Consider the following 26,514-nt stretch of genomic DNA (forward strand, 5'->3'; position numbering starts at 1 on the left):
CCCCTGCGCGATCCGGGATCGCGCAGGGCGCAGGGCATGGCCCGTACAACCGTTTCGCCTCAACGGGAGTCATAGGGGCGGACATTGGATCGAGTTCCGGGGGAATCTGCCGTGAGGCGCCACATCCTTCATGCCGTCGCGATCGCCGCGGCGCTCACCTCGCTCACCGGAGGCCTGCTGGCCTCCGCCGGCGGACGGGCCGAGGCGGCCGCCGCCGGGCCCGCGGCCGGCCGGTACGCCGACGACTTCAACGGCGACGGGTACCACGACCTGGCGATCGGGGCCCCGGACGCCGCCGTCGACGTCAAGGGCGCGGACGGTGCCATCACCCCGGTGCACGGCGCGGGTTACGTGACGGTCTCCTACGGCGGCAAGAACGGCGCCCAGCAGACCGGCCTGAAGGTCATCACCCAGAACAGCCCCGGAATCCCGGGCGATCCGACGGCGAACCGGGCCTTCGGCGCGGTCCTCACCAACGGCGACTTCAACGGCGACGGCTACGCGGACCTCGCCGTGGGCACGCACGACGACCAGGTCACCCTGATCTGGGGCAGCGCCACCGGCCTCAAGGGCGCCACCGCGATGGCCGACCCGCAGAAGCGGCCGGGCTACGGCGTCGTCCTGAAGTCCGGTGACTTCACCGGCGACGGCAGGGCCGACCTCGTCGTCGGCTACTCCACCTCGCTCTGGCTGTTCCGGGGCCCGTTCAAGGAGGACGGCTCGCCCCTCTCGACGAAGCAGCTCGACCTCGGCCGCGACTACCCCGTCTTCGGAGCGCAGGACGCGCAGAAGCGGATCGCGGTGGGCCGGATCAACAAGGGCGCCATCGACGACCTCGTCGTCCTCGGTGAACGGTCCGACTTCGGCAACGGCCCGGCGATGCGGGGCCGGGTGCTCCTCGGCGGGACGTCCGGGCTGCGCTTCACCCCGGTCACCGTCCGCGGCGGCGGCAGCGTCGCCGTCGCGGACTTCGACAAGGACGGCTACGGCGACATCGCGGTGGGCGACTCCGAGATCCAGAACGGCACGGACTACGCCGCGGGCCTGGTCCGGATCAACTACGGCTCCGCCAGCGGTGTGGACGACACCCGCGGGGTCCGCACCTTCACCGAGGACAGCGACGGCGTCCCGGGCGGCATCGGGAAGGCCGACCGGTTCGGCTACTCCGTCGCCGCGGCCGACCTCGACCTCGACGGCAGCCCCGAGCTGATCGTCGGCGCCCCGGGCGAGCGCAAGCCCACCTGCGAGCACTGCTACATCAGCGGCGGCGGCTTCTACGTGCTCAAGGGCACGGCCAAGGGCGTCACCGGCCTAGGAGCCGCCTGGTACGCCCACAACGCGCCGGGCCTGCCCACCCCCGCGGGCACGTACCGCATCCCCTCGCAGCTCAAGATCACCGACCTGAACGGCGACAAGCAGCCCGAGATCACCTTCGCGGTCGCGGCGACGGTCCCGCAGGTCTGGTCCGTCGGCACGAAGGCCGGCAAGCCCGCCGGCCCCTCGCCCACCCGAGTCGTCACCCCGCCGACCGCCCCCCAGGCCACGGCCGGCAGCGGCTTCGGCGTACTCGCCGGCTGACCCGGGCAAGAAGCCGCTTTCTCCTACGAAACGCCCTCCGCCTGCGGGTTTCCCGCCAGGGGAGGGCGATTTCCGTCTTGTGGCGGGTGACCCGACGTGCTCGGGTGGTGGGGTGGAAGCAATCATCGCCAGCGCGGTAGCGGTTCTGGGCACCCTGCTCGGGTCGGGGGTGACCTTCGCCTTCCAGCAGCGGGTGGCGACGCGGGGGCAGGAGTTCACCCGGTCGGAGAAGCTGCGGCAGGAGCGGCTCGATGCCTACACCGCGTACGCGGGGGCACTCGTGAATTTCCGGCGCACCCTCGTCCACCTGTGGTTCTGCACCTACGCCCAGCAGTACGACGAACCGGGCTCGGTCGCCGCCCGGTCCTACGAGCTGCGTTCCGCAGCCCAAGAGGCCCTCTTCCGGCTGCAGATGCTCACCGTCGACGAGGTGCTGAGCACGCGGGCGCAGGCGTTGTTCGCCGAGGTCGCGGTGGTGCACAAGACGGAGAGCCGCGAGGAGTTCGAGGCCCGTCGGGCCAGCACCCGCGAAGGCATATCGGCCCTGGTCACGGCCGCGAAGCGGCACCTCTGACGGGCTCGGCCGCCCCCGCGTGCGCGAAGGGCCCCGGCCGACGGGTTGTCGGACGGGGCCCTTCGTGGACGGGTTGCCGGGCGGGCGGCCTCAGCCGCCGCACTGGCAGGGGGCGCCGGACTGGCAGCCGCAGCCGCAGCCCGAGCCGCAGCCGCAGGCCGCGAGCAGGGGCAAGCTCAGGCGCAGGCCCTCCGGGGGCTGCGCTTCCTGCTCCGGGGTGATGGGGACGGGGGAATCGGGCATGGATCCTCCTCGTAGGCGTTGTGCCTTCGCCTCATTCATGCCCAGCCGGGCCCCCGCGTCAACGGCGCATTGGGGGCTCGTTGTTGATCCAGCGCCGGTGGCCGGTCAGGGCCCGGGCTCAGACGCCCTCGACCTGCGTGGGCGTCTGGAGCTCGTCCGCGTGCTCGCCCGTCACCAGGTAGACCACGCGCTTGGCCACCGACACCGCGTGGTCCGCGAAGCGCTCGTAGTAGCGGCCCAGCAGGGTCACGTCGACCGCCGTCTCGATGCCGTGCTTCCAGCGGTCGTCCATCAGGTGCTGGAACAGCGTGCGGTGCAGCTGGTCCATCTCGTCGTCGTCCTGCTCCAGCTGGAGCGCCAGGTCGACGTCCTTCGTGATGATGACCTCGGCCGCCTTCGCCATCAGCCGCTGCGCGAGCTGCCCCATCTCCAGGATGGTCGCGTGCAGGTCGCGCGGGACCGCCGTGTCGGGGAAGCGGAGCCGGGCGAGCTTGGCCACGTGCTGTGCCAGGTCCCCGGAGCGCTCCAGGTCGGCGCTCATGCGCAGCGAGGTGACCACGATGCGCAGGTCGGTGGCGACCGGCTGCTGGCGCGCGAGCAGCGCGATGGCACGGGCCTCCAGGTCGTGCTGGAGGTCGTCCACCTTCTGGTCGGCGGCGATGACGCTCTCGGCGAGCTTCAGGTCGGCGTCGAGCATGGAGGTCGTGGCCCGCCCGATGGCGGATCCGACCAGCCGGGCCATTTCGACCAGGCCTTCACCGATCGAGTCCAGTTCCTCGTGGTACGCGTCACGCATGTCTCGTGTCCCTCTCTCGACCTACTGCTACTGCCGTACTGCTGCCCGGGGCGGGCCGGTGCGGCCACTGGCCCCACGTTGCCACGGTGAACCCCCAACGCGACCGACTCCGGCATCACAAGTGAATCAGCACGGTCGTCAGGGTGAACTCTGGGCGACGACTGTTCGAGGTGCCACCCGAACGGCTGTGGAAGTGTTCCCTGACCTGCTTAACCTGGAGTCATGGACGTGAACGCGGCGGTCGCCGCAGCTGCAGCGATCGCCGGTCTTTGCACCGGTGTGATCGCGATGCTGGCGTTCCGCTGGAGCGAGCGCGACCAAGCCCGCCCCACCCGGAGCTCCATGCGCCCCGACATCAACGCGGTGCTCCCACCGGGAGTGGACACCGTCCTCTCCGTGCTCCGCTCCTCCGCCGTCGTGCTCGACGAGGGGGACGCGGTCGTCAAGGCCAGCTCGGCGGCATATGCCCTCGGCCTGGTCCGCGGCGGCAAGCTCGCCGTGGAGCCCATGCTCCACATGGCCCGCGACACCCGCCGCGACGGGGAGATACGACAGGTCGAGCTCGACCTGCCCCGGCGCGGCACCGGCCGCGGCGAGGCGCTCGCCGTCTCGGCGCGCGTCGCCCCGCTCGGCTCCCGCCTGGTGCTCCTCCTCGTGGAGGACCTCACCGAGGCCCGCCGCATCGAGGCCGTACGCCGCGACTTCGTCGCGAACGTGTCGCACGAGCTGAAGACCCCGGTCGGCGCCATCTCCCTGCTCTCCGAGGCCGTCATGGACGCCTCGGACGATCCCGAGGCCGTACACCGCTTCGCGGGCCGCATGCAGATCGAGGCCACCCGCCTGATCAACCTCGTACAAGAACTCATCGACCTCTCCCGGGTACAGAACGACGACCCGCTGGAGGACGCGGAGCCCGTCCGTGTGGACACGCTCGTGGCCGAGGCCATAGACCGCTGCCGCCACACGGCCTCCGCGAAACAGATCACCATGGCCGCCGGCGGCACCGCCGACCTGCGGGTATGGGGGAACCGGGGGCAGCTCGCGGCCGCCCTCGGGAACCTGGTCGAGAACGCCGTCAACTACAGCCCCGCCCGTACCCGCGTCGGCATCGCCGCGCGCCGGGTGACCGCGCCGGGTGGAGACTTGATCGAGATAGCCGTGACCGACCAGGGCATCGGCATCCCGGAAAAGGACCGCGAGCGCATCTTCGAACGCTTCTACCGTGTGGACCCGGCCCGCTCCCGCGCCACGGGAGGAACCGGCCTGGGCCTTGCGATCGTGAAGCACGTAGCGGCTTCGCACGGCGGGGAGGTGTCGGTATGGAGCTCGGAGGGCCAGGGTTCCACGTTCACCCTGCGACTCCCCGAAGCAGCCGCGCCGGCCCCGGCGACGGCCTCCGCACCCGCCCGCCCCCAGCTCGAACCTCACACCGCTCCAGCCATCCCTGCCCCGGAGGTCCTTCCGTGACCCGAGTGCTCGTCGTCGAGGATGAGGAATCCTTCAGCGACGCCCTGTCCTACATGCTCCGCAAGGAGGGCTTCGAGGTCGCGATCGCCGCGACCGGGCCCGACGGGCTCGACGAGTTCGAGCGCAACGGCGCCGACCTCGTCCTCCTCGACCTGATGCTCCCCGGCCTGCCCGGCACCGAGGTCTGCCGGCAGCTGCGCGGCCGCTCCAACGTCCCCGTGATCATGGTGACCGCCAAGGACAGCGAGATCGACAAGGTCGTCGGGCTGGAGATAGGAGCCGACGACTACGTCACGAAGCCCTTCTCCTCGCGGGAGCTGGTCGCCCGCATCCGCGCGGTCCTGCGCCGCCGCGGCGAGCCGGAAGAGGTCACCCCGGCCGCTCTCGAGGCGGGCCCGGTCCGCATGGACGTGGACCGCCACGTGGTCACCGTCGCCGGCGCGAAGGTGGACCTCCCGCTGAAGGAGTTCGACCTGCTGGAGATGCTGCTGCGCAACGCGGGCCGCGTCCTGACCCGCATGCAGCTCATCGACCGGGTCTGGGGCGCCGACTACGTCGGCGACACCAAGACCCTCGACGTCCACGTGAAGCGCCTGCGCGCCAAGATCGAGCCGGACCCGGGCGCCCCGCGCTACCTGGTCACGGTCCGCGGCCTCGGCTACAAGTTCGAGCCGTAAACCGGCCCGCGAGCACGGCCCGCGAGCACGGCCCGGAACACGAAGAACGGCCCCCGTCCGCATCGAGCGGACGGGGGCCGTTCCCGTTGGGTACGGTGCTGCGCGCCTCAGTGACCGGCGGACGGGGACCCGGAGGGGGAACCGGACGGGCTGCCCGAAGGCGAGCCCGAGGGGGCCCCGGAGGGGGATCCGGACGGCGTGGCCGCGGGCGAGCCCGAGGGGGTGCCGGACGGGGTGCCGGACGGGGTGGCGCCCGGGACGACCGCCACGGCGGTCGGGCCGTAGCCCTCGTACATGCCGGTGGCCGGGACGACGAAGCCGTCCAGCGCGACGTCGCCCGCGGTGCTGAGCTGGAAGACGATCTTCTGGACGTTGCCGTCCAGGACGGACTCGGCGCCCGCGACCACGGCGGAGGCGTTGCCCGTGCCGCCCAGGAGGACGGAGCCGCCGGCCGGGACGACCACCTTGGAGGCGCTGCCCGCGGGCTTCAGCGTCACCACGGCCTTGCTGCCCGGAAGCGTGATGGCGTCGAGCGTCTGGTCCTTGGTGCCGTTGTTGAACACCGTCGCGGAGACCGCGGCCGGGCCCTTCTTGTCCTTCTCCTGGGTGATGACCAAGGCGTTCTGGACCTTGATGTCGCCCTTGGTCACGGCGGCGTTGTCCGGCTTGACCTGGAGAGTCGGCGCGTCGTGACCCGCGGCGCAGGCGCCCAGCGAGACGATCGAGAAGGCGGCGGCGGTGGCGGCGAGGGCGCCGCGTCGAAGGCTGCGGCTCACGGGGGAGGCAACTCCTTGGACGTACGGAACGGAAGGGTGGACGCCTCGGAGCGGCGAAGTAAAGCCGCTCTAAGGATGTGTCAGCGCGCTTAGGTTACCGAGCCGCCGCCCCGCCCCCGCACCCGACCCTCCGCAGTGTGGGGCCGGGCCCCGACCGGGGTCCCGCCGTCACACGCGCCGCTCCCGTCACCGCGCCGCCGGGGCCGGGTGATCTTTCATTCGCAAAAGGCCCGCCCGCAAAGGCGGGCGGGCCTCCGGTGATCAATTTCGGGATTTCATCGAACACGGACCGGTGATCAATTCCGGGATTGGGCCGGAACGGACCCGTACGGGTGGCCGCCAGTCGAACGGAGTAGTTCGGTTTCCCGACCCCGAAACCGTCAAAACGGGACGTAGGTCACATCGTCGGGGGTCCCGGGCAGGTGTAACGTAGCCGTTTCGGCTGGTCCGCACAGCGGCTCCGACCTGCGAATACCCCCTTCCGTGGGCCTCTCCCAGCACGTTCCTGTCGCAGTTGTCAAGCCCTGAGATGGGCCCTGACCTGCGAAAACGCCATTCATAACGGTCGATTCTCGTGTTACCCTGGATAGCCACGGAAGGGGTACCTGTCACATGACGTTCAAGGTTGGCGACACCGTGGTCTATCCCCATCACGGGGCCGCGCTGATCGAGGCCATCGAAACTCGCCAGATCAAAGGCGTGGACAAGACCTACTTGGTGCTCAAGGTCGCCCAGGGTGACCTGACCGTTCGCGTCCCTGCGGACAATGCGGAGTTCGTAGGCGTTCGCGACGTAGTCGGCCAGGACGGGCTGGACCGGGTCTTCGAGGTGCTCCGCGCACCGTATGCCGAAGAGCCGACGAACTGGTCCCGGCGCTACAAGGCAAATCTGGAAAAGCTCGCTTCTGGCGATGTCATCAAGGTCGCCGAAGTCGTGCGTGACCTGTGGCGTCGTGAGCGTGAGCGTGGGCTCTCCGCAGGGGAGAAGCGCATGCTCGCGAAGGCGCGTCAGATCCTGGTGAGCGAGCTCGCGCTCGCCGAGAACACCAACGAGGACAAGGCCGAGGCCCTCCTCGACGAAGTGCTCGCGTCCTGACGCGATCTTCGTACGCTTTTGTCGTACACAGTTGTGCCGCGGTGCCCGATGACAAGGAGACTTGTTGCCGGGCGCTGCGGCATGTCTGCACCTGTGCGGCCTTGCCTGAACATCACTGGCCTGAACATCACTATCACTGGGCCTGACCATCACTGGCGTGCCGGGTCCGGGCAGCCGACTCGACCGGTCGTCACGGAAGGGGCGAGGGCGTCGCACCCGGCACCCTTCAGGCCATACCCATGTCGGCCGAAGTCACAAACCTGGCTCGGAGCTACTGATGTCTGACGAATCGCGCCCCCACCGCACCGCCGCGGTGATCCCGGCCGCCGGCCGCGGGGTCCGTCTCGGTCCCGGCGCCCCCAAGGCCCTGCGGACCCTGGGCGGCACCCCCATGCTCATCCACGCCGTACGCGCCATGGCGCGCTCCCGGGCGATCGCCCTCGTCGTCGTCGTGGCGCCGCCGGACGGCACCGCCGAGGTGCGCCGGCTGATCGACGAGCACGCCCTGCCCGAGCGCACGGAGATCCTGGTCGTCCCCGGCGGGGAGACCCGGCAGGCATCCGTACGCGCCGGCCTGGACGCGCTCCCGGCCGACGTCACGGCCGTCCTCATCCACGACGCGGCCCGCCCCCTGGTCCCCGTCGACACCGTCGACTCCGTCGTCGAGGCCGTCCGCGACGGCGCACCCGCCGTCGTCCCCGCGCTGCCGCTGGCCGACACCGTCAAGGAGGTCGAGCCCGGCCGGCCCGGCGAGCCCGAGCCGGTCGTCGCCACCCCCGTACGGGCCCGGCTGCGCGCCGTGCAGACCCCGCAGGGCTTCGACCTCGCCACGCTGCGGCTCGCGCACGAGAAGATCGCCATCAGCGGCGAGGGCGCCACCGACGACGCCGGCATGGTGGAGCAGCTCGGCGTCACCGTCGTCGTGGTCCCCGGCCACGAAGAGGCCTTCAAGGTCACCCGCCCGCTGGACCTCGTCCTCGCCGAGGCCGTACTCGCCCGCAGGAGGGCCACCGATGCCTACTAGCCCCGACGCCCCGCCGACCGTGCCGATGCCGCTCGTCGGCATCGGCACCGACGTGCACGCCTTCGAGGCCGGCCGCGAACTGTGGTGCGCCGGCCTGCTCTGGGAGGGCGAGGACGGCCTCGCCGGGCACTCCGACGGGGACGTCGCGGCGCACGCCGCCTGCGACGCCCTGTTCTCCGCCGCCGGCGTCGGCGACCTCGGCGCGCACTTCGGCACCTCCCGCCCCGAGTGGTCCGGCGCCGCCGGAGTCACCCTTCTGGCGGAAGCCGCCCGGATCGTCCGCGCCGAGGGCTTCGAGATCGGCAACATCGCCATCCAGGTGATCGGCGTACGCCCGAAGATCGGCAAGCGGCGCGAAGAGGCGCAGAAGGCGCTCGCCGCGGCGGCGGGCGCCCCCGTCTCCGTCTCGGGCACCACCACCGACGGACTGGGCCTCACCGGCCGCGCCGAAGGCCTCGCCGCCATCGCCACGGCCCTCGTCCACCGGACGAACCGGGCCTAGTACCCCGTACGGACACACCCCGCCCGCACCTCCGCGCCAACAATGCGGGCCCCGCGTACCGAAAGGGTCGCGGGGCACTGCTACAGGCGCACTACCCTGGATGCCGTGACTATTCGCCTGTACGACACCAGCGCCCGGCAGATCCGTGACTTCACCCCGCTCGTCCCGGGCTGCGTCTCGATCTACCTCTGTGGCGCCACCGTGCAGGCGGCTCCGCACATCGGGCACGTCCGCTCGTACCTGAACTTCGACATCGCGCGCCGCTGGTTCACCTACCGCGGTCTCGACGTCACCTTCATCCGCAACGTCACCGACATCGACGACAAGATCATCGGGAAGGCCGAGGACCAGGGCCGCCCGTGGTGGTCCATCGGCTACGAGAACGAGCGCGCCTTCAACGACGGCTACCACGCGCTGGGCTGCCTCCCGCCCACGTACGAGCCGCGCGCCACCGGGCACGTCCCCGAGATGATCGAGATGATGCGCGGGCTCATCGAGCGCGGCCACGCGTACGAGGCCGACGGCAGCGTCTACTTCGACGTGCGCTCCTTCCCCGGGTACCTGGAGCTGTCGAACCAGAACATCGACGACCTGCGCCAGCCCGCCGAGGAGGGCATCACCGGCAAGCGCGACCCGCGCGACTTCGCCATGTGGAAGGCCTCCAAGCCGGGCGAGCCCGACTGGGAGACCCCGTGGGGCCGCGGCCGTCCCGGCTGGCACCTGGAGTGCTCCGCGATGGCGCACAAGTACCTCGGCAGCGCCTTCGACATCCACGGCGGCGGGCTCGACCTGATCTTCCCGCACCACGAGAACGAGATCGCCCAGGCCAAGGCCTACGGCGACGAGTTCGCGAAGTACTGGATGCACAACGCCTGGGTCACCCTGTCCGGCGAGAAGATGTCCAAGTCCCTGGGCAACTCCGTCCTCGTCTCGGAGATGCTGAAGGTCTGGCGCCCGATCGTGCTGCGCTACTACCTCGGCACCCCGCACTACCGCTCGATGATCGAGTACAGCGTGGAGTCCCTGCGCGAGGCGGAGTCCGGCTTCGCGCGCATCGAGGGCTTCATCCAGCGCGTCATCGAGAAGGCCGGCGGCTCCGTCGAGCCCGCCGCCGAGGTGCCGCCGGCCTTCGCCGAGGCCATGGACGACGACCTGGGCGTCCCGCAGGCGCTCGCGATCATCCACACGACCGTCCGCCAGGGCAACAGCGCGCTCGCCGCCGACGACAAGGACGCGGCCATCGCGCGCCTGTCGGAGGTGCGGGCCATGCTGGGCGTCCTCGGACTCGACCCCCTCGACCCGCACTGGGCCGGCGAGGCGGACCGCGGGGAGGACCTCCACGGAGCCGTGGACACCCTCGTACGCCTGGTCCTGGAGCAGCGCGAGTCCGCTCGCGCCCGCAAGGACTGGGCCACCGCCGACGCCATCCGCGACCAGCTCCAGCAGTCGGGCCTGGTCATCGAGGACAGCCCCACCGGACCCCGCTGGACCCTCGGCCCGCGCTAGGCGCGTACCGCCGACAGGCCCTCCGGAGCAGTCCGACTGGCGCACTCGGATTGGGCCGCCCGGCGATCCGGGCGGCACACTCTTCATACGTACATATCGCAGCACCAACGAAATCAGGTAGAGGTCATGGCCGGGAACAGCCAGCGCAGGAACCGCCGCACGTCCAACAAGAAGGGCGCGACGGTCGGCAGCGGTGGCCAGCGGCGCAAGGCCCTCGAAGGCAAGGGCCCCACGCCCAAGGCCGAGGACCGCAAGAAGCACAAGGCCAACCGCATCGCGGGCGCCATGGCGCGCCAGGCGGCCAAGCGCCGCCCGGCCCCCCGCCGCGGCGGCCCCAAGGGCACCAGCGAGATGGTCGTCGGCCGCAACCCGGTCTTCGAGGCGCTGCGCGACGGCGTACCGGCCGTCACCCTGTACGTCCAGCAGTTCATCGACAACGACGAGCGCGTCCGCGAGGCCCTCCAGCTCGCGGCCGAGCGCGGCAACATCAACCTGATGGAAGCCCCGCGCCCCGAGCTCGACCGCCTCACCAACGGGCTCAACCACCAGGGCCTTGTCCTCCAGGTCCCGCCGTACGAGTACGCGCACCCGGAGGACCTCACCGCCGCCGCGTACGAGAACCACGAGGACCCGCTCATCGTGGCCCTCGACGGTGTCACCGACCCGCGCAACCTCGGCGCGATCGTCCGCTCCGTCTCCGCCTTCGGCGGCCACGGCGTGGTCATCCCCGAGCGCCGCGCCGCCGGCATGACCGCCGGTGCCTGGAAGTCCTCGGCCGGCACCGCCGCCCGTACCCCGGTCTCCCGGGTCACCAACCTGACCCGCGCCATCCAGGAGTACAAGAAGGCCGGCATCACCGTCGTCGGCCTCGCGGCCGAGGGCACCCACGAGGTCCACGAGCTCGAAGCGCTCGGCGGCCCCGTCGTCATCGTCGTCGGCTCCGAGGGCAAGGGCCTCGGCCGGCTCGTCGGCGAGAACTGCGACTACCTCGTGCGCATCCCGATGCCGGGCGGCGCCGAGTCGCTCAACGCCGGTGTCGCCGCGGGCGTCGTCCTCTACGAGGCCTCCCGCCGCCGTGCCACCCGTGGCCGCGCCTGAGCACCACCGCGGCCCCCGCTTGATCCACTTGGCTCACCGGACGTGACCCGTGAGCGTGCCACCCCGCCCCTTACGGGCGGGGTGGCTTGATTTGACGGGTCTCGGACACATCCCTGATGTCAAGGCAGTGTCCTAAACACTCATCACTCGGTTAGATGAGTGTGGACACCAGAACGCCAGGGTTCGACGACCAGCCCGCGCTGAGCATGGTCAAGGTGCCGTGCGACCCCGCACAGGTCATCGTCAACCACGCCAGCTTCCGCGTGCGGCTCGCACCGAGCCCCAGCGCGCGTCCCAGGCCCTCGGGCGCCCCGGGGCTCGCCCCGGTACTCGGCGGGGCCCTCGCGGCCGCCGGAGCCGGCGCCGCACGCCGCCGCCCCGTCGTCTGGAGCGGCAAGTCCGCCCCCGGCGACGCCGCCGCCAGCGCCGCCATGGGCGGCCTGCTCCAGGCCGTACGCGAGCACGGGCGCGGCCACGGCCGCGACGAGTACGACGGCGGCGCCACCCAGACCATCCCGCGCATCGACCTCGCCCACGACCTCGCGGACGACACGCTCGCCACCCCGACCGTCATCGGCCAGCGCAGCTACGGCGACGCCGAGGAAACCCGGCTGCAGCCCGTGGTGGGGGGTCTCTCCCACCCCCACGAGGCCTACGACGGCACCTACTCCGAGGGCAGCGGGTCCGCGGACTCCCGCCGGGCCCAGGGCGACGCCCGCGCGCAGGCCTCGTACTACCCCGGCCGCCGCATGAACCTCGGCGTCGTGCTGCTTCCGCTGCGCGTCTTCCTCGGCTTCATCTCCATCTACGCCGGCATGGGCAAGCTGTGCGACCCCGTCTACTTCGACGGCGGCGAGCGCGGCTCCATGGTGACCTGGCTGCACACCCTGCAGCCGTGGGCCCTCGCCGAACCGCTGCGCGACTTCGCGCTGGCCCACCCGGTCGGCGCCGGTCTGAGCGTGGCCTTCCTCCAGGTCATCGTGGGCGTGCTGACGGTCTTCGGCCTGTGGCAGCGGTTCGCCGCCTGCTTCGGGGCGCTGCTGTCCGCCGCGCTGCTGATGACGGTGAGCTGGAAGACCGTCCCCGCCTACGACGCCCCCGACATCATCTACCTCGCCGCCTGGAGCCCGCTGATCATCGCGGGCGCCCCCGTCTACTCCCTGGACGGCCGCCTCGCGAGCGAGGCCTGGCGCACCCTGGGCCCGCGTTCCGAGGTCTGGCGGCTGCGCCGCCGGGTCCTGCGCCGCGGGGCCGTCATGGCCAGCGTCATCTGCGGGCTCACCCTGCTCGTCGGCTCGCTCCTCGGCGGCGCCGTCCGCTCCACCACCGTCGTCACCGTGCCGGGACCGGGCGAGGCCCCGAGCAACTACCTGCCCGGGCGGCCGCTGCCGAGCACCTCCAAGCAGCAGCAGCCCGCGACGCGTTCCACCTCCCCGAAGCAGACCGTCAAGCCCTCGGCCGGAGCCTCCTCCCCGGCGGCCAAGGCCAGCCGCGGCGCCGCCGGTTCGAGCTCCCCGACGGCCGGCTCCGGCTCGCCCAGCGCGACCCGCGGCGCCACCAGCGGCAGCAGCAGCAAGAGCCCGCGCAGCACCCCCCGCCAGTCCACCCCGCAGAAGCCCCCGGCCAGCTCCACGGGGACCCGCGGCGGCGGGTCCACCGGGGGAGCGGGCAGCACCGCGCCCAAGAAGCCCGACCTGCTGGGCGGACTGCTCGGCAACTGAGGGGCGGCCCGCGCGGGCGGCACGCAGGAGACGCGAAGAGGCGAGAACAGACACGAAGAGACGCGAACAGACGCGAAGAGGGGCCCGGTACGCGAGAGCGTGCCGGGCCCCTCTTCCTTCGCGTACGGGCCGTGGAGGCGCTACGTGGCCTTCTGCGCGGCCAACTCCCGCGCCGCCTCGGTGAGGTCCTTCGCCGTGTCGATCGCCCGCCAGTAGGCCCCCTGGGGCAGCGGGAAGCCCGCGAGGCGCCGCTCACGGGCCAGGCGGGGGAACGTCGTGCGCTCGTGGTCCCCCAAATCCGGCAGCAGGGCCGCGAATTCGGGACCGAAGACGTACACGCCGGCATTGACCGGGTACGGGGACTGCGGCGCCTCGATGAAGTCCAGTACGTGCCCGTACTCGTTGATCTCCACCACGCCCCAGGGGATGCGCGGCCGGGCGAGCGCGAGGGTCGCGGTGGCGCCGCGCTCGGCGTGGAAGGCCGCCATCTCGCGCAGCGAGAACCGGGTCCACACGTCGCCGTTGGTCGCGTACCAGGAGCGGTCGGGGTACGGGAGGTGGCGGGCGGCGTACTTCAGGCCGCCGCCCCGGCCCAGCGGCTCGTCCTCCACGACGGTGGTCACGCGCAGCGGCAACGGCGCCTCGGCCAGCCACTGCTGGAGCACCTCGGCGAGGTGCCCGCAGGACACCACGGCGTCCGTCACCCCCTCCGAGGCCAGCCACGCGAGCTGGTGCCCGATGATCGGCAGCCCCGTACCGGGGATCTCCACCATCGGCTTGGGACGGTCGTCCGTGTACGGCCGCAGCCGCGAACCCTGGCCCCCCGCCAGGACAACCGCCTGGGTCGGGGAGGCCGGGAACGCGGCCGCGTGGGGTCGGTCGGAAGGCCCGGAGCCTTCGGAACGCTCGGAATCGGTCATGTTCTCGGTGTCCGGGTGCGGAAGGGCGTGCGGCGGCGGCCGTCAGCCCATGGAGGCGACGCCGGACGCGTACGCGGTGTCGCACACCGGCCGCGCGAACGACTGGGCCTTCGTGGGCCCGTAGGCGTCCACCGCGGCCCGCCCGAGGGCGCGGGCGATCCCCACGCAGTGCTCGGCGAGGGACGGCCGCCGGTCGACCTCCTGCTGGAGGTGGGTGAGGACGTCACCCGGCTGCTCGCCCTGCTGGATCTCGCTCAACAGCTTTTCGCGCAGCACGTCCTGGGCGGCGCGCGGCTTCGCGGGGACGGAGACGTCCTCGGCGGACGCGGTCAGGATCTGGGAGGGGGTGTTGTCCGCCCAGGGGACCATGGTGACCGCGAGGGTCCCGGACAGGACCAGGACGACGGGCAGGACCAGGGCGAGGGATCGGCCGATACGGCGGGCAGTGTGGGTCACGAGGGCGAGAGTAGCGCTCGGTGAAGATATGGCGACATTTAGTCACCCGGTCGGGGGATGGTTCGACGTGGCTTTTCGAATTAAGGGTTGACGCTTGGGGCCGAATGGCCCGATCTGCCGGACCTCGCGGGGGACTTCGGACCGGACCGCGGACCTGGGCACGGGCCCGGCCGCGCGGAACTCGCGCCGAAGGGGCGCCCCTTGACGGGACGCCCCTTCGGCGGCTGTGGAAGCGTACGTGCCGGGTCAGCCGGAGAGGCGGGCACCCGAGGAGGTCGAGAACACGTGGATCTCGGCGGCGCGCGGCACCACGTGCAGCGTGGAGCCCTTCTCGGGCACGTTGCGGCCGCTCACGCGGACCACGATGTCCTGCGAACCCTCGGAGTGCGAGGTGGAACCGTAGACGTACCCGTCGGCGCCCAGCTCCTCGACGACGTTCACGGTGATGGTCAGACCGCCCGTGTCACCGATGTCGAAGTGCTCCGGGCGGACGCCCACGGTCACCGTGCGGTCGCCCGCGTCGGCGGCGGCGGACAGCGCCTCGCGCGACACCGGGACGACGCTGTCGCCGAACTTGACGCCGCCGTCGGTGATCGGGACCTCGACGAGGTTCATGGCCGGCGAGCCGATGAAGCCGGCGACGAAGAGGTTCGCCGGGCGGTCGTACATGTTGCGCGGGGTGTCGACCTGCTGCAGCAGACCGTCCTTGAGCACGGCCACGCGGTCGCCCATCGTCATGGCCTCGACCTGGTCGTGGGTGACGTAGACGGTGGTGATGCCCAGGTCGCGCTGGAGGGCCGCGATCTGCGTACGGGTGGACACGCGGAGCTTGGCGTCGAGGTTCGACAGCGGCTCGTCCATGAGGAACACCTGCGGCTTGCGCACGATCGCGCGGCCCATCGCGACGCGCTGGCGCTGACCGCCGGAGAGCGCCTTCGGCTTGCGGTCGAGGTACTGGGTCAGGTCCAGCATCTTCGCCGCGTCCTCCACCTTCCTGCGGATGGTGGCCTTGTCCTCGCCGGCGATCTTGAGCGCGAAGCCCATGTTGTCGGCGACGGACATGTGCGGGTACAGCGCGTAGTTCTGGAACACCATCGCGATGTCCCGGTCCTTGGGCGGCAGGTGCGTGACATCGCGGTCACCGATGCGGATGGAACCGCCGTTGACGTCCTCCAGGCCGGCCAGCATGCGCAGCGAGGTGGACTTGCCGCAGCCGGAGGGGCCGACGAGGACGAGGAACTCGCCGTCCGCGATCTCCAGCTCCAGCTGGTCGACGGCGGGCTTGTCGCCGCCGGGGTACAGACGGGTCGCCTTGTCGAACGTGACAGAAGCCATGGTGATGAATCCCTTCTACCGGCAGGAACGTGCCGGACGATCCGAGTGGAAGGTCTAGTCCAGTGGACTGGACTCGGCCCGACGCTACCCGCCCGCGCCGTTCCTGTCAGCACCTGGACCCGGATGAGTTCCGGTGCGTTTCCACCCGTGGAGCCGGCCGTCGGGGTGGCTGTCAGAGGCGGCTGCTTTCATCGCGGGCATGACCATCTACGACGTGACCCGCGCGCTGCCGGACATCGAGACGCTGCGCGACCGCTGCCGGGCGATGGCGGCGCTGGAACTGGTGATCAGCGGCGAAGAGGACGACGGCTACTTCGCCTACGACCCGAAGTGGGGCCCGGGCGAGGAGGCGGCACTGATGGACAACGGCTCCGGCGACGACTACGCGATCGTCTTCACGGCCGACGGGGTCTTCGGGCACGGCTTCGACCACGAGTCGGTGATGAGCCCGTGGGCGGACACGGACAACGAGGACGGGTGGCCGGGCCTGACCGAGGGCATACCGAAGGCCTTCCGGCCGTACCTGGAGGAGCCGGCGTTCTGCGTGGACGGCGTGCTCAACGCCACCGCCGTGTTCTGGCGCGAGACCGGCGACACGCAGTGGCGCGCGGGCGAGGTGGAGTTCCCGGAGGGCAAGTCCGACCCGGACGGCGCGGACTACCTCTTCGAGCTGCTCGTGGCGGGCACCCCGGAGGCCTACCGCGACTTCGCCGAGGACTACTACGAGACCGACCTGCCCCTGGAGGCGGTCCGCCACGTGTGGGAGCTGCGCCCGCTCACCCAGGCCGTCGTGGACGCCCTCAACCCGGGTCTCCCGCTGGCGGCGGTTGCCCCGCGGGTGGCACGGGCGGGGTATCCGGGGGCGTGAGGCGGGCCGCCGGCGGGGGCCCCGGCCACCGGAAAGTTCTTCGCTGAGCGGTCGGGGCGATGTGTAGAGTGAAGGCGATTCCGTGCCGCGCACGGAGTCGCCACGCCTCCTTAGCTCAGTCCGGCCAGAGCAACGCACTTGTAATGCGTAGGTCGTCGGTTCGAATCCGACAGGGGGCCCCATCGGAAGGCCCCGGGCGGTTGCCCGGGGCCTTCTTGCGCGGGCGCGTCAGCCGCGGCCCGAGATGCGGTCCGCCAGGCGGGCCAGGGGGGTGGTGGCCGGGGTGTGGGTGGTGGATTCCCGGCGGTCCGCCTCGCGGTAGGCGGCGTACAGGGCCTGGACGCCCAGCCAGCGGAAGGGTTCCGGTTCCCAGCGGCGGACGCGGTGGTTGACCCAGGGGAGGGTCGTGAGGTCCGTCCTGTCGTTCAGGACCAGGTCGCGCAGGGTACGGGCCGCGAGGTTGGCCGTGGCCACGCCGGAGCCCACGTAGCCGCCGGCCCAGCCGAGGCCCGTCGTGGTGTCGAGGGTGACCGTGGCGCACCAGTCGCGGGGGACGCCCAGGACTCCCGACCAGGCGTGGGTGATCTCCACGCCGGTGAGGGCCGGGAAGAAGGATTCGAGGAGGCGGGTGAGGGACGTGATCGTGGCCGGCTGGGTGCGGCCGTCGTTGTCGGTGCGGGAGCCGTAGCGGTACGGGACGCCGCGGCCGCCGATGGCGATGCGGTCGTCGGCCGTGCGCTGGGCGTACATGTAGGCGTGCGCCATGTCGCCGAGGGTGGAGGCGTCGGACCAGCCGATCTGGGACCAGGTCTCCGGGGGGAGCGGGGCCGTCGCGATCATCGAGGAGTTCATCGGGAGCCAGGAGCGCTTCTGGCCCTTGAGGGCGGCGGTGAAGCCCTCCGTGCAGCGCAGCACGTACGGGGCGCGGACCGTGCCGTACGGGGTGAGGGCGCGGCGCGGGGCGATCTCCGTGACGGGGGTGGACTCGTGGATGACGACGCCGAGCCGTTCGCAGGCGGCGGCCAGGCCCTTGACCAGTTTCAGGGGGTGGATGCGGGCGCCGTGCGGGGTCCAGGAGGAGCCCACGGCGTCCGCGACGTCGATGCGGGCGCGGGTGTCGGTGGCGTCGTAGAGCTCGCGGTCCGTCTCGCCGAAGGCGAGTTCGGCGGCGTGGAAAGCCTTGAGGCGCGACAGCTGGGCGGGCGTGCGGGCCACTTCTAGGACTCCGCCGCGGTGGATGTCGGCGTCGACGCCCTCCTTGGCGGCGGTGTCGATGACCTCGGTGACGGTCTCGTTCATGGCGTGCTGGAGGCGCTGGGCGGCCTGATGGCCGTGCAGGGTGGCGTAGCGGTCGCGGCCGGCGATGCCGTTGTAGAGCCAGCCGCCGTTGCGGCCGGAGGCCCCGTAGCCGCAGAACTTCTGCTCCAGGACGGTGACGCGCAGGTCGGGGGCGGCGGTCTTGAGGTAGTACGCGGTCCACAGGCCGGTGTAGCCGCCGCCGACGATGACGACGTCGGCCGTGGTGTTGCCGGTGAGCGGGGCGCGCGGTGGGTGGGCGGGGGCGGTCTCGTCCGTCGCGTACCAGAAGGAAATGCCGCCGTTGATCGTCATGGGGGAGTTGCTACACGGGGTGGTGGAGGGGTGTCCAGGGGCGTGCTGTCGGGTTTCGGGGGCCGGGGGGTGGCCGGATGGCTGATGTGGGCGGCGCGGATCCTTCTTAAGGTGGAGCGGGGATTTTGTCAGGTTTTTGGGTGAGAGGTACGGGTTCGTATGGCGCGGGTGGTGAGGGCGGGGCGGCTGATCGCGGGGCGGCTGATCGCGGTGGTCGCGTCCGTGGCCCTGTTGGGCGGGGCGGTCGTCGGGTGCGGCTCCGGGCCGGGTGCGGGGGAGGCCGTGACCGCCTCCGAGGTGCCGGTGCGGACCAGCCCGATCGCCGGGCAGCTCGCGGGGCTGCCGGCGGTGGTGGACGGGGCGAAGATCGTGGTGGGGAAGCCGGACGCGCCGCGCACCGCGCAGGTGCTGGTGGACCCCAGGTGCGGTCACTGCGCGCGGTTCGAGGCGACCGGCGGGGAGTCGCTGCTGAAGCTGGCGGCGGCCGGGCAGGTGAAGATCGAGTACCTGCTGGCCTCCTTCCTCGACCGGGACGGCGCGAGCGGTTCGGTCCGGGCGGTCAACGCGCTGCGCGCGTCGGCGGACGCGGGGAAGTTCGCGGAGTACCACGCGGCCGTCTTCGCCAGTCAGCCGAAGGGGAGGTTCACGGACGAGCTGCTCCTGAAGATCGCGGACCGGGTCCCGGGGCTGCGCGGGGCGGACTTCGACGCGGCGGTGAAGGGGCGGAAGTACGCGGGGTGGGTCGCCGAGGCGGAGCGGGCCTTCGAGGCGACGCATGCGCAGGGGACGCCGATGGTGCTGGTGGAGGGGAAGCCGGTCGGGTCGAGGGACGGGTCGCTGTTCGACGCGGAGGCGTTCACGCGGGCGCTGAGCGGTGTGGGGATCGGGGCTTCCGCCTAGGGGCTGTCCTGGCCGTCCCTTTGACGGGGGTGTCTCGGCCGTCCCCTTCGGGTCTCGTCCGCGTGGCTTCGGGGCCGGGGGGTCCCTTCGGGAGGGTGAAGCGCGCGCGGCTCGGGTGGAGTTGATGCATGGTCAGGCGTGATCGGTTTCGAGCTAGAGTAGGCGTTTCCAGCCAACATCCGTTCCCTGGGGGATCCTTGCGTTTCAAGACCGGCCTCGTCGTCACCGCCGCGGCTCTGGCCACGCTCCTCACTCCGCTCATCGCCAGCCCCGCGGCCGCGGGCAACCTGGTCAGCGATGAAAGCATCTCGACCAACGCGTACTACGGGCGCATGGCCTGGCAGTGGAGGATCAACCCCTACCGTCTCGACCCGATCGCGGTCATCGCCGAGGACCGGGCGACCGACGGCTACCGCATCGGCATCCGCCTCGTCACCGGCGGCGAACTCGGCAAGAAGACCTGGTCGATGCGGATCGTGCCCACCGGCCAGACGCACGCCGAGTGGCAGACGTACCTGGAGGCCGGCTGGATCGACTACGCCTACTTCCAGGTCTGCAAGATCAACGCCAGCAGCGGCGCGGTCGCGAGCTGCCACGACTCCAAGGTGATGCAGAACCCGTTCGACGACTCCAGCGTGTAGGAGGGCGGGCGGCGAAGGGGTGTCACCCGCATGCGGGTGACACCCCTCTCGCATGTCCGGAACCGTCCGCCCCGGGGCCCATCGGCCCGCCTTAGGGTCGGGCCATGGACGGTGCGTCGGCGGGTGGTTCGGGTGGCTCGGGTGGTTCGGGTGGTTCGGGAGGGAGTGGGTTCGGCGGGGTTCCGGCGCCGTTCGCGCGGGCGCAGGTGCGGGACAACGGCGCCGCCGGGCGGGAGTTCGTCGACGCGCTGCCCGGGCGGGTGGCCGCTTTCCTGGAGCGGTGGGAGCTACGGGTCACCGGGCCCGGGATGTACGGGGTGACGGCCCTGGTGCTGCCGGTCGTACGGGCCGACGGGACCCCGGCCGCGCTGAAACTGCCGGCGCTGGACGAGGAGAACGCGCAGGAGGCGCTCGCGCTGCGCGCATGGGCCGGGGAGGGCTGCGTACGGCTGCTGGCGGACGACGCGGAGACCGGCACGCTGCTGCTGGAGCGCCTCGACGAGGGCCGGCCGCTGTCCGGCCTGGCCGTACGGGACTCCGCGCGGGCGGTGGGGCTGCTCGGCGGGCTGCTGGCCCGGCTGACGGCGGTCCCGGCGCCGGCCGGGGTGCGGCGGCTCGGGGACGTGGCGGCGGCGATGCTGGAGGCGGCGCCGGGGGCGCTGGCGCGGCTGGGGGACGGCCGGGAGCGGGGGCTCGTCGCGGACTGCGCGGCGGCCCTCGCGGAGGTGGCCGGGGAGCCGGGGGACCGGCTGCTGCACTGGGACCTGCACTACGACAACGTCTTGGCGGCCGGGCGCGAGCCGTGGCTGGCCATCGATCCGAAGCCGCTCGCGGGCGATCCGGGGTTCGAGCTGCTGCCGGCGCTGGCCAACAACTTCCGTGCGCACGAGGTGCGGTGGCGGTTCGAGGCGCTCGCGGAGGCGGTGGGCGCGGACCGGGAACGGGCGCGGGCCTGGACGCTGGGCCGGGTGCTGCAGAACTGCCTGTGGGACGTGGAGGACGGGGACCGGCCCGCGGGGCGGCAGCTGAGGATCGCGGAGGAGCTGCTGGGGCGGAGCGGGCGGAGCGGGCGGGGCGGGCCGCGCGGGAGGGGCCGGCGCGGTGGCTCGTAGGGTGCAGGCATGATCCGTAGCGCCGTCGTCAGCGACGTACCCGTCATCCAGGCCATGATCCGCGAGCTCGCGGAGTACGAGAAGGTGCCGCACGAGGCGCGCGCCACCGAGGAGCAGTTGCGGGAGGCGCTCTTCGGGGAGCGCCCGGCGGCCTTCGCGCACCTCGCGGTGACCGAGGAGGGCGAGGCGGTCGGGTTCTCCCTGTGGTTCCTCAGCTTCTCGACGTGGCGCGGGGTGCACGGGATCTACCTGGAGGACCTGTACGTCCGCCCGGGCGTGCGCGGCGGAGGCCACGGGAAGGCGCTGCTGCGGGAGTTGGCGCGGATCTGCGTGGAGCGCGGGTACGAGCGGCTGGAGTGGTCGGTCCTGAAGTGGAACGAGCCGACGATCTCCTTCTACGAGGCCCTGGGTGCGCGCCCGCAGGACGAGTGGTCGGTGTACCGGCTGACCGACGGGGCGCTGGCGGAGCTCGGGGGCGCGTAGCCGGGGGCCCTCAGGGTTCCAGGACGACCTTGCCGGTGGTCGCGCGGGTCTCCAGGTCGCGGTGGGCCGCGGCGGCTTCGGCGAGGGGGTAGCGCTGGAGGGCTGGGCGCAGGCGGCCGGCGGCGGCCTCGGCGAGGGCGCGGGTTTCGAGGAGGCGCAGGGGGTCCTCGCCGCCGGCCCGCCGGAGCATGGCGGGGCCGAGGACGTTCCGCGTGGTGATGCCGCGGGCGTCGAGGGCGGCCTGCTCGGTGGCGGTGAGGGCGAGGGGGCCGCCGGACCAGCCGAAGACGAGGTGCTGCGCGCCTTCGCGGAGCAGGCCGAGTGCGGTGCGGGCGACGGCGCCGCCGACGGAGTCGAACAGGACGGTGGCGCCTTCGGGGTGGTGGGCGCGGACCTTGTCGGCCCAGTCCGGGGCGGTGTAGTCGACGGCGAGGTCGGCGCCGTTGGCGGTGGCCCGGGCGGTCTTGGCGGGGCCGCCGGCGAGGGCGACGACGGTGGCTCCGGCGTGCCGGGCGTACTGGACCAGCAGGGTACCGATGCCGCCGGCGGCGGCCGGGACCAGGGCGACGGAGCCGGGGCCGAGCTCGGCGAACTGCAGGATGCCGAGGGTGGTGCGGCCGGTGCCGATCATGGCGACGGCGGTGGCGGGGTCGAGGCCGGCCGGGACGGGGTGCAGCCGGGCGGCGTCGGCGACGGCGTACTCGGCGTAGCCGCCGGGGGCGAATCCGAGGTGGACGACGACGGCCTGCCCGAGCCATCCGGTGTCCGTGCCGGGGCCGATCGCCTCGACGGTGCCGGCGACTTCGCGGCCGGGGACGGTCGGCAGTTCGGGCAGGGGCGCGGGCGGGCCCTGGACACCGCGGCGCAGGGCGGTGTCGAGGAGGTGGACTCCGGCGGCGGCGACGGCGATGCGGACCTGGCCGGGGCCGGGGACGGGGCGGGGGACGGACTCGTGGGTGAGGTTCTCGGCGGGGCCGAACGCGTGGAGGCGGACGGCGCGCATGACGGGAGTGGCGGGCGTGGTGGGGGCGGGAGTGGCGGGCGCGGCGGGCGCGGCGGGCGTGGCGGTCCTGGTGGTGGTCATGGGGAAAGGGTCCGATTTCAAGTGGGGTTGAGGTCAAGGGGCCAGGGTTGTCGGTGGGGTCCGTCAGGATGGGGGGATGGCGCGAAACGGGCAGCAGCAGACGGTGAAGGCGGCGCGGCGGCCGGAGGTGCGGCTGCCGGAGCTGGGCGGGTGGCAGGACGCGGGGCAGGAACTGGAGCCGGACGGGGACTACGACGGGCTGGAGCTCGTCGAGGTGGACCTGGCGGGCGGGGACGGGCGGGGGGCCCGGTTCATGGACTGCGCGCTACGGCGCTGCGTGCTGGACGAGACCGGGCTGGCAAAGGTACGGATCCTGGACTCGGTGCTGGACGGCGTCCGCGGGGTGGGGACGGACCTGTCCGGGGCCTCGCTGCGCGACGTGGAACTGCTGGACGCCCGGCTGGGCGGGGTGCAGTTGCACGGGGCGGTGCTGGAGCGGGTGCTCGTGCGCGGGGGCAAGATCGACTACTTGAACCTGCGCACGGCGCGGCTCAAGGACGTGGTCTTCGAGGGGTGCGTGCTGGTGGAGCCGGACTTCGCGGGCGCGGTGCTGGAGCGGGTGGAGTTCCGGGACTGCGAGGTCCGGGGGGTGGATTTCACGGGGGTGCGGATGGCTGACGTGGACCTGAGGGGGGCGCGTGCGCTGGAGATCGCGCGGGGGGTGGATGCGCTGGCCGGGGCGGTGATCAGCGCGGGTCAACTGTTCGAGCTGGCTCCGGCGATGGCTGCGCAGCTGGGGCTGAGGGTGGTTCCGTAGCGGGGCGGCCCGGCGCGGGGCGGCGGGTTGCGGACACGGTGCTGCGGTGGGGTGCCGTGGTGGGGTGCCGTGGGGCGCGGGCGCGGGCTCCATCCCCCTTCAGCTGCGTCCCGTCGGGCGGATCACGGGTACGGCACGGCCAGTGCGGGTCGTTCCAGCGGTCGGCATCCGCGAGGCCGAGCAGCCGCACGGTGTGGAGGATCTCTTCGGGGGCGCCGTGGGCGCGGAGGCGTGCGGGCGCGTGGCTCGCGAGCCAGTCGGTCAGTTCCGTGCGCACGGCTTCCTCCTCCTCGTCCTCGGAGAAGGTCCATGTGGACCAGGGGAGCTCTTCGCACAGGAGGTCCCGTTGCCATGCGGGGAGCGTGTCGGCGAGGTGCTGGTCCGCGACCGGGTGGCGGACGGTCTCCCAGTCCGCGAGCCAGGGGCCGATGCCGCCGGAGGCCTCGGTGCATGTCTGGAGGACCTCGTGCGCGGGGATGGCGGGATGCGGGGTGAGGAGGGTGTGGGCCCACCAGGCGTGCAGGAACTCCGCCACGGCCGCGCTCTGCGGCGCGGGCCACTGCTGCCATGCGCCGCGGTGGAACGAGATGCCGACCCGGTCGATCTCCCCCGCGTGGGCGCCGAGACCGGCGGTCAGTTCGCGGGCGAACTGCGGCAGGACGCGGCGCAGCACGGCGCCGTGGTCGTTCCAGTCGGGGGCGCTCCAGGTGCGGTGCAGGAGGTCGGGGTCGAGGTCGTCCGTGCCGGGGAGCTTCAGCAGGGCGAGCTCTTCGGGGCTGCCCCAGTGGCAGTCGCACTGGACCTCGCCGGCCGGGGCGGTCATCCCGCGGAAGACGACGGCGAGGCGGTCCAGCGCCCGGTCGAGCCGCAGCCGGGCGGCGGGGGCGGCCGCGGCCGCCGGGTCGAAGCCGGGGGTGGGGGCGGGGTCGGTCATGGTCGGCGCTGCCTCACGGGGACTCCGGGCCGGTCGGGCCCGAAGGGAGCGACCTTACCTGCTGGCCGTACGGGGCGGCCGGTGCCCGGCCTCCGGGTGGCGGAGAGGCAGCCTGGCAGGCCCGTGGCGGGCAGGCCCGTCTGCCGGGCAGGTTCGTGGCCGGCAGGTCCGCGGCCCGGCGGGCCGTGCCCGGCAGGCCCGTGTCTGGGTAGGTCTGTGGCCCGGTAGGCCCGGGACGGGCCGGACCTGGCCCGGGGGCCCGGGGGTTAGGCCGGGACGCGGGGGAAGCGGGACTGGAGGGTCCAGATGATCGGGTTGTCGGCCAGGCCGTCGTGCATGTCGACGAGGTCCGCGATCACGTCGTGGAGGAAGTCCCGGGCTTCGCGGCGCAGCAGGCGGTGGCTGAAGGTGAGGGGGGCCTCCTCCGACGGCATCCAGTCGGCCTCGACGTCGACCCAGCCGAAGCGGCGCTCGAAGAGCATGCGGTCCGAGGACTCGGTGAAGTCGATCTCCGCGTACTGCCGGCCGGCCGCGCGGCTGCCGCGCGGGTCCTGGTCGAGCTGCTCGACGATGTCGCACAGCGCCCAGGCGAAGTCCAGTACGGGCACCCATCCCCAGGCTGTGGACACTTCCCGGTCCGCGGTGGTGTCGGCGAGGTAGACGTCCCCGCAGAACAGGTCGTGGCGCAGCGAGTGGACGTCCGCCGAGCGGTAGTCGGTCTGCGGGGGGTCGGGGAAGCGCCGGGAGAGGGAGTAGCCGATGTCGAGCACGTACCCGATGGTGTCATGGGCGGGGTGGGGGTGCCCCACGCGTCCCATGTGGACCGTGCCGACCACGCCGACCACGCCGACCATGCCGACCATGCCGACCATGCCGACCATGCCGACCGTGCGTTCTCCGGGTGGAGGGGGTGCGGGGCCGGGGATCAGAGTTCCTGATGCCCCCGGGGGGTGTCGGGTTGGCCGGATTAAGCTCGGCGCGTCCGGGGGGTCGTGGCGAGAGGGGACGGGCGTGGGGGGAGCCGGGGGGCAGGGGGAGGCCGTGGTGGACGGAGTGCTGCGCGAGCGCCACCGGCTCGCGGCCGAACTGCACGACACCGTGGCGCAGGGGCTGACCAGCATGCACCTGTTGCTCGACGCGGCCGACCGGGAGTGGACCCGGGAGCCGGTCCAGGCCCGGCGGCTGGTCCGGCAGGCCGCCGCCGCGGCGCGCGAGAACCTCGCCGAGGCCCGGCGCATCATCCACGACCTGGCTCCGGCGGAGCTGGAACGGGCGGCCCTGGCCGATGTCCTGCGCGAGCTGTGCGCCGGGACGGACGGGGCCCGGTTCCGGCTGGAGGGGGAACCCCGGCCGGTGCCGGGCAGGGCCGAGGCCGCGGTGCTGCGGGCGGCCCAGGGCGCCCTGGCCAACGTACGGCGGCACGCGCGGGCCTCGGCCGTCGTGGTGACCCTGACCTACCAGCCGTACGTGCTCGCCCTGGACGTGTGGGACGACGGCGTCGGCTTCGACTGCGATCCGGCCGACGCCGGCGCCGACATCGGCGCGGGCTCCGGTGGCGCGGCCGCGCGCCCGGGTGGGGACGGGCTGCGGCTGCTGCGCCGCCGCATCGCGTACCTGGGGGGCACGGCGACGGTGGAGAGCAGTCCGGGCGGGGGAGGGACGGTGGTGTCGGTCTGCGTGCCCGCGCCCCCGGGGCCGGTATGACTCCGGCTCCGGTGCGGATCCTGCTGGTGGACGATCATCCCGTCGTGCGGGCGGGGCTGCGGGCGCTGCTCGGCGGGTGCCCCGAGTTCGAGGTGTGCGGTGAGGCCGCGGACGGGGGCTCCGCGCTGCGGATGGTGCGCGAACTGGGCCCCGAGCTGGTGCTGATGGACATCCGGATGGGCCCGGGGATGTGCGGGGTGGAGACCACGCGCCGGATCGGGCGGCTGCCCGCGCCGCCCCGGGTGGTCGTGCTCAGCAGTTACGAGTCCGACGCGTACGTCGTACGGGCCGTGGAGGCGGGTGTGGCGGGGTACCTGCTGAAGGGGTCCCCGCCCGACCTGCTGTTCCAGGCGCTGCGGACGGTGGCGTCGGGGGAGTCCGCGCTGTCGCCCTCGGTGGTCTCGCGGCTGATGAGCCGGTACCGGGCGCCGAGTGCGGCGCTGACGGCCCGGGAGACCGAGATCCTGGAGCTGATCGCGACGGGCCGCTCCAACCGGGAGATCGGCTCGGCCCTGTTCATCAGCGGGACGACGGTCAAGACGCACCTCGTGCACGTCTACGAGAAGCTCGGGGTGGAGAACCGTACGGCGGCCGTGCGCGCGGCCGTCGACCGGGGGCTCATCGGGCTGGGGTGAACCCCGGGACGGGCCGG

General features: G+C 72.6%; 28 protein-coding genes and 1 tRNA gene. 19 read left to right on the forward strand and 10 right to left on the reverse strand.

Translation table 11 applies throughout. The features are described from left to right. Window positions 1-111: 111 nt before the first annotated feature. Both ACWCP2_RS18310 and ACWCP2_RS18315 read left to right on the forward strand, forming a co-directional pair. Window positions 112-1,578, forward strand: coding sequence for an FG-GAP-like repeat-containing protein (locus tag ACWCP2_RS18310; RefSeq protein ID WP_450909608.1), 1,467 nt, complete (start codon window positions 112-114; stop codon window positions 1,576-1,578). Window positions 1,579-1,690: 112 nt separating this feature from the next. Then, the gene (locus ACWCP2_RS18315; RefSeq protein ID WP_450909609.1) at window positions 1,691-2,152 is read left to right on the forward strand and encodes a hypothetical protein; all 462 of its coding nucleotides are present in this window, start codon (window positions 1,691-1,693) and stop codon (window positions 2,150-2,152) included. Window positions 2,153-2,242: 90 nt separating this feature from the next. Here ACWCP2_RS18315 and ACWCP2_RS18320 read toward each other — a convergent pair whose 3' ends face one another. Next, the gene (locus ACWCP2_RS18320; protein WP_254386622.1) at window positions 2,243-2,395 is read right to left on the reverse strand and encodes a hypothetical protein; all 153 of its coding nucleotides are present in this window, start codon (window positions 2,393-2,395) and stop codon (window positions 2,243-2,245) included. Between the two features lie 118 nt (window positions 2,396-2,513). Beyond that, the gene (gene phoU / locus ACWCP2_RS18325; RefSeq protein ID WP_450909610.1) at window positions 2,514-3,191 is read right to left on the reverse strand and encodes a phosphate signaling complex protein PhoU; all 678 of its coding nucleotides are present in this window, start codon (window positions 3,189-3,191) and stop codon (window positions 2,514-2,516) included. A 222-nt stretch (window positions 3,192-3,413) separates the two neighbouring features. Between phoU and ACWCP2_RS18330 the strand changes: the two genes are divergently transcribed. Both ACWCP2_RS18330 and ACWCP2_RS18335 read left to right on the forward strand, forming a co-directional pair. Continuing rightward, window positions 3,414-4,658, forward strand: a complete 1,245-nt coding sequence (locus tag ACWCP2_RS18330; protein WP_382980064.1) for a sensor histidine kinase — start codon at window positions 3,414-3,416, stop codon at window positions 4,656-4,658. Continuing rightward, a complete protein-coding gene (locus ACWCP2_RS18335) occupies window positions 4,655-5,335 on the forward strand; it encodes a response regulator transcription factor (RefSeq protein ID WP_007265514.1) in 681 nt (226 codons plus the stop codon). The genes ACWCP2_RS18330 and ACWCP2_RS18335 overlap by 4 nt, the downstream gene beginning before the upstream one ends. A gap of 107 nt (window positions 5,336-5,442) precedes the next feature. Here the strand turns inward: ACWCP2_RS18335 and ACWCP2_RS18340 are convergent, their stop codons facing one another. Next, window positions 5,443-6,111 carry a DUF461 domain-containing protein gene (locus ACWCP2_RS18340; protein WP_450909611.1) on the reverse strand — a complete coding sequence of 223 codons (669 nt, stop codon included), beginning with the start codon at window positions 6,109-6,111 and terminating at the stop codon, window positions 5,443-5,445. Window positions 6,112-6,723: 612 nt separating this feature from the next. Here ACWCP2_RS18340 and ACWCP2_RS18345 point away from each other — a divergent pair. From ACWCP2_RS18345 to ACWCP2_RS18370, 6 genes are all read left to right on the forward strand, one after another. After that, window positions 6,724-7,206: a CarD family transcriptional regulator gene (locus tag ACWCP2_RS18345; protein ID WP_003953493.1), complete on the forward strand. Its 483-nt coding sequence runs from the start codon at window positions 6,724-6,726 to the stop codon at window positions 7,204-7,206. Window positions 7,207-7,483: 277 nt separating this feature from the next. After that, on the forward strand, window positions 7,484-8,230 hold the full coding sequence (gene ispD, locus ACWCP2_RS18350; protein ID WP_450909612.1) for a 2-C-methyl-D-erythritol 4-phosphate cytidylyltransferase: 747 nt from the start codon (window positions 7,484-7,486) through the stop codon (window positions 8,228-8,230). Next, complete coding sequence (ispF, locus tag ACWCP2_RS18355) at window positions 8,220-8,732, forward strand: 2-C-methyl-D-erythritol 2,4-cyclodiphosphate synthase (protein ID WP_450909613.1); 513 nt, start codon at window positions 8,220-8,222, stop codon at window positions 8,730-8,732. Before ispD ends, ispF begins: the two co-directional genes overlap by 11 nt. Window positions 8,733-8,837: 105 nt before the next feature. Further along, entirely contained in the window at window positions 8,838-10,238 is a 1,401-nt protein-coding gene (gene cysS / locus ACWCP2_RS18360; protein WP_450909614.1) for a cysteine--tRNA ligase, read from the forward strand. 126 nt (window positions 10,239-10,364) lie between these two features. Next, window positions 10,365-11,336 carry a 23S rRNA (guanosine(2251)-2'-O)-methyltransferase RlmB gene (gene rlmB / locus ACWCP2_RS18365; RefSeq protein ID WP_450909615.1) on the forward strand — a complete coding sequence of 324 codons (972 nt, stop codon included), beginning with the start codon at window positions 10,365-10,367 and terminating at the stop codon, window positions 11,334-11,336. Window positions 11,337-11,491: 155 nt separating this feature from the next. Next, the gene (locus ACWCP2_RS18370; protein WP_450909616.1) at window positions 11,492-13,057 is read left to right on the forward strand and encodes a DoxX family membrane protein; all 1,566 of its coding nucleotides are present in this window, start codon (window positions 11,492-11,494) and stop codon (window positions 13,055-13,057) included. Window positions 13,058-13,197: 140 nt separating this feature from the next. On the opposite strand, the gene ACWCP2_RS18375 is transcribed toward ACWCP2_RS18370, so the two are convergent. From ACWCP2_RS18375 to ACWCP2_RS18385, 3 genes are all read right to left on the reverse strand, one after another. Beyond that, a complete protein-coding gene (locus tag ACWCP2_RS18375) occupies window positions 13,198-13,977 on the reverse strand; it encodes a nucleotidyltransferase family protein (RefSeq protein WP_450909617.1) in 780 nt (259 codons plus the stop codon). A 42-nt stretch (window positions 13,978-14,019) separates the two neighbouring features. Then, window positions 14,020-14,433, reverse strand: a complete 414-nt coding sequence (locus tag ACWCP2_RS18380) for a hypothetical protein (protein ID WP_266878811.1) — start codon at window positions 14,431-14,433, stop codon at window positions 14,020-14,022. 246 nt (window positions 14,434-14,679) lie between these two features. Beyond that, on the reverse strand, window positions 14,680-15,768 hold the full coding sequence (locus tag ACWCP2_RS18385) for an ABC transporter ATP-binding protein (RefSeq protein ID WP_450909618.1): 1,089 nt from the start codon (window positions 15,766-15,768) through the stop codon (window positions 14,680-14,682). Between the two features lie 199 nt (window positions 15,769-15,967). On the opposite strand from ACWCP2_RS18385, the gene ACWCP2_RS18390 reads away from it, so the two are divergent. Together ACWCP2_RS18390 and ACWCP2_RS18395 are read left to right on the forward strand one after the other, a co-directional pair. Next, window positions 15,968-16,636, forward strand: coding sequence for a hypothetical protein (locus ACWCP2_RS18390; RefSeq protein ID WP_450909619.1), 669 nt, complete (start codon window positions 15,968-15,970; stop codon window positions 16,634-16,636). Window positions 16,637-16,740: 104 nt separating this feature from the next. After that, window positions 16,741-16,818 (forward strand) — tRNA-Thr (locus ACWCP2_RS18395). 46 nt (window positions 16,819-16,864) lie between these two features. On the opposite strand, the gene ACWCP2_RS18400 is transcribed toward ACWCP2_RS18395, so the two are convergent. Further along, window positions 16,865-18,247 carry an NAD(P)/FAD-dependent oxidoreductase gene (locus tag ACWCP2_RS18400; protein WP_450909620.1) on the reverse strand — a complete coding sequence of 461 codons (1,383 nt, stop codon included), beginning with the start codon at window positions 18,245-18,247 and terminating at the stop codon, window positions 16,865-16,867. Window positions 18,248-18,406: 159 nt separating this feature from the next. On the opposite strand from ACWCP2_RS18400, the gene ACWCP2_RS18405 reads away from it, so the two are divergent. The 4 genes from ACWCP2_RS18405 (at window position 18,407) to ACWCP2_RS18420 (ending at window position 21,383) form a co-directional block, all read left to right on the forward strand. Further along, the gene (locus tag ACWCP2_RS18405; RefSeq protein WP_450909621.1) at window positions 18,407-19,147 is read left to right on the forward strand and encodes a DsbA family protein; all 741 of its coding nucleotides are present in this window, start codon (window positions 18,407-18,409) and stop codon (window positions 19,145-19,147) included. A 197-nt stretch (window positions 19,148-19,344) separates the two neighbouring features. Then, entirely contained in the window at window positions 19,345-19,788 is a 444-nt protein-coding gene (locus ACWCP2_RS18410; RefSeq protein WP_450909622.1) for a hypothetical protein, read from the forward strand. Window positions 19,789-19,892: 104 nt separating this feature from the next. Then, on the forward strand, window positions 19,893-20,900 hold the full coding sequence (locus tag ACWCP2_RS18415) for an aminoglycoside phosphotransferase family protein (protein WP_450909623.1): 1,008 nt from the start codon (window positions 19,893-19,895) through the stop codon (window positions 20,898-20,900). A gap of 9 nt (window positions 20,901-20,909) precedes the next feature. After that, complete coding sequence (locus ACWCP2_RS18420) at window positions 20,910-21,383, forward strand: N-acetyltransferase family protein (RefSeq protein WP_450909624.1); 474 nt, start codon at window positions 20,910-20,912, stop codon at window positions 21,381-21,383. Window positions 21,384-21,393: 10 nt separating this feature from the next. Here ACWCP2_RS18420 and ACWCP2_RS18425 read toward each other — a convergent pair whose 3' ends face one another. After that, window positions 21,394-22,386, reverse strand: a complete 993-nt coding sequence (locus ACWCP2_RS18425; protein WP_450909660.1) for a zinc-binding dehydrogenase — start codon at window positions 22,384-22,386, stop codon at window positions 21,394-21,396. Window positions 22,387-22,543: 157 nt separating this feature from the next. Between ACWCP2_RS18425 and ACWCP2_RS18430 the strand changes: the two genes are divergently transcribed. Then, complete coding sequence (locus ACWCP2_RS18430) at window positions 22,544-23,224, forward strand: pentapeptide repeat-containing protein (RefSeq protein WP_450909625.1); 681 nt, start codon at window positions 22,544-22,546, stop codon at window positions 23,222-23,224. On the opposite strand, the gene ACWCP2_RS18435 is transcribed toward ACWCP2_RS18430, so the two are convergent. After that, entirely contained in the window at window positions 23,154-24,158 is a 1,005-nt protein-coding gene (locus tag ACWCP2_RS18435; RefSeq protein WP_450909626.1) for a hypothetical protein, read from the reverse strand. The genes ACWCP2_RS18430 and ACWCP2_RS18435 overlap by 71 nt on opposite strands. Before the next feature lie 266 nt (window positions 24,159-24,424). Beyond that, window positions 24,425-24,928 carry a hypothetical protein gene (locus tag ACWCP2_RS18440; protein ID WP_450909661.1) on the reverse strand — a complete coding sequence of 168 codons (504 nt, stop codon included), beginning with the start codon at window positions 24,926-24,928 and terminating at the stop codon, window positions 24,425-24,427. Window positions 24,929-25,169: 241 nt separating this feature from the next. Between ACWCP2_RS18440 and ACWCP2_RS18445 the strand changes: the two genes are divergently transcribed. Beyond that, window positions 25,170-25,862 carry a sensor histidine kinase gene (locus ACWCP2_RS18445; protein WP_450909627.1) on the forward strand — a complete coding sequence of 231 codons (693 nt, stop codon included), beginning with the start codon at window positions 25,170-25,172 and terminating at the stop codon, window positions 25,860-25,862. Next, window positions 25,859-26,497 carry a response regulator gene (locus ACWCP2_RS18450; protein WP_450909628.1) on the forward strand — a complete coding sequence of 213 codons (639 nt, stop codon included), beginning with the start codon at window positions 25,859-25,861 and terminating at the stop codon, window positions 26,495-26,497. The genes ACWCP2_RS18445 and ACWCP2_RS18450 overlap by 4 nt, the downstream gene beginning before the upstream one ends. The last annotated feature ends 17 nt before the right edge of the window (window positions 26,498-26,514 follow it).

This window comes from Streptomyces sp. NPDC002104 (assembly GCF_053593795.1).

Bases quoted from the DNA above. Each gene is read 5' to 3' on its own strand.
- ACWCP2_RS18430 (WP_450909625.1), top strand. From the start codon at position 22,544: ATGGCGCGAAACGGGCAGCAGCAGACGGTGAAGGCGGCGCGGCGGCCG.
- ACWCP2_RS18450 (WP_450909628.1), top strand. From the start codon at position 25,859: ATGACTCCGGCTCCGGTGCGGATCCTGCTGGTGGACGATCATCCCGTC.
- ACWCP2_RS18345 (WP_003953493.1), top strand. From the start codon at position 6,724: ATGACGTTCAAGGTTGGCGACACCGTGGTCTATCCCCATCACGGGGCC.
- ACWCP2_RS18385 (WP_450909618.1), bottom strand. From the start codon at position 15,768: ATGGCTTCTGTCACGTTCGACAAGGCGACCCGTCTGTACCCCGGCGGC.
- ACWCP2_RS18435 (WP_450909626.1), bottom strand. From the start codon at position 24,158: ATGACCGACCCCGCCCCCACCCCCGGCTTCGACCCGGCGGCCGCGGCC.
- ispF (WP_450909613.1), top strand. From the start codon at position 8,220: ATGCCTACTAGCCCCGACGCCCCGCCGACCGTGCCGATGCCGCTCGTC.
- ACWCP2_RS18415 (WP_450909623.1), top strand. From the start codon at position 19,893: ATGGACGGTGCGTCGGCGGGTGGTTCGGGTGGCTCGGGTGGTTCGGGT.
- ACWCP2_RS18405 (WP_450909621.1), top strand. From the start codon at position 18,407: ATGGCGCGGGTGGTGAGGGCGGGGCGGCTGATCGCGGGGCGGCTGATC.
- ACWCP2_RS18400 (WP_450909620.1), bottom strand. From the start codon at position 18,247: ATGACGATCAACGGCGGCATTTCCTTCTGGTACGCGACGGACGAGACC.
- ACWCP2_RS18370 (WP_450909616.1), top strand. From the start codon at position 11,492: ATGAGTGTGGACACCAGAACGCCAGGGTTCGACGACCAGCCCGCGCTG.
- ACWCP2_RS18390 (WP_450909619.1), top strand. From the start codon at position 15,968: ATGACCATCTACGACGTGACCCGCGCGCTGCCGGACATCGAGACGCTG.
- ispD (WP_450909612.1), top strand. From the start codon at position 7,484: ATGTCTGACGAATCGCGCCCCCACCGCACCGCCGCGGTGATCCCGGCC.
- ACWCP2_RS18425 (WP_450909660.1), bottom strand. From the start codon at position 22,386: ATGCGCGCCGTCCGCCTCCACGCGTTCGGCCCCGCCGAGAACCTCACC.
- rlmB (WP_450909615.1), top strand. From the start codon at position 10,365: ATGGCCGGGAACAGCCAGCGCAGGAACCGCCGCACGTCCAACAAGAAG.
- ACWCP2_RS18320 (WP_254386622.1), bottom strand. From the start codon at position 2,395: ATGCCCGATTCCCCCGTCCCCATCACCCCGGAGCAGGAAGCGCAGCCC.
- ACWCP2_RS18375 (WP_450909617.1), bottom strand. From the start codon at position 13,977: ATGACCGATTCCGAGCGTTCCGAAGGCTCCGGGCCTTCCGACCGACCC.
- ACWCP2_RS18330 (WP_382980064.1), top strand. From the start codon at position 3,414: ATGGACGTGAACGCGGCGGTCGCCGCAGCTGCAGCGATCGCCGGTCTT.
- ACWCP2_RS18420 (WP_450909624.1), top strand. From the start codon at position 20,910: ATGATCCGTAGCGCCGTCGTCAGCGACGTACCCGTCATCCAGGCCATG.
- phoU (WP_450909610.1), bottom strand. From the start codon at position 3,191: ATGCGTGACGCGTACCACGAGGAACTGGACTCGATCGGTGAAGGCCTG.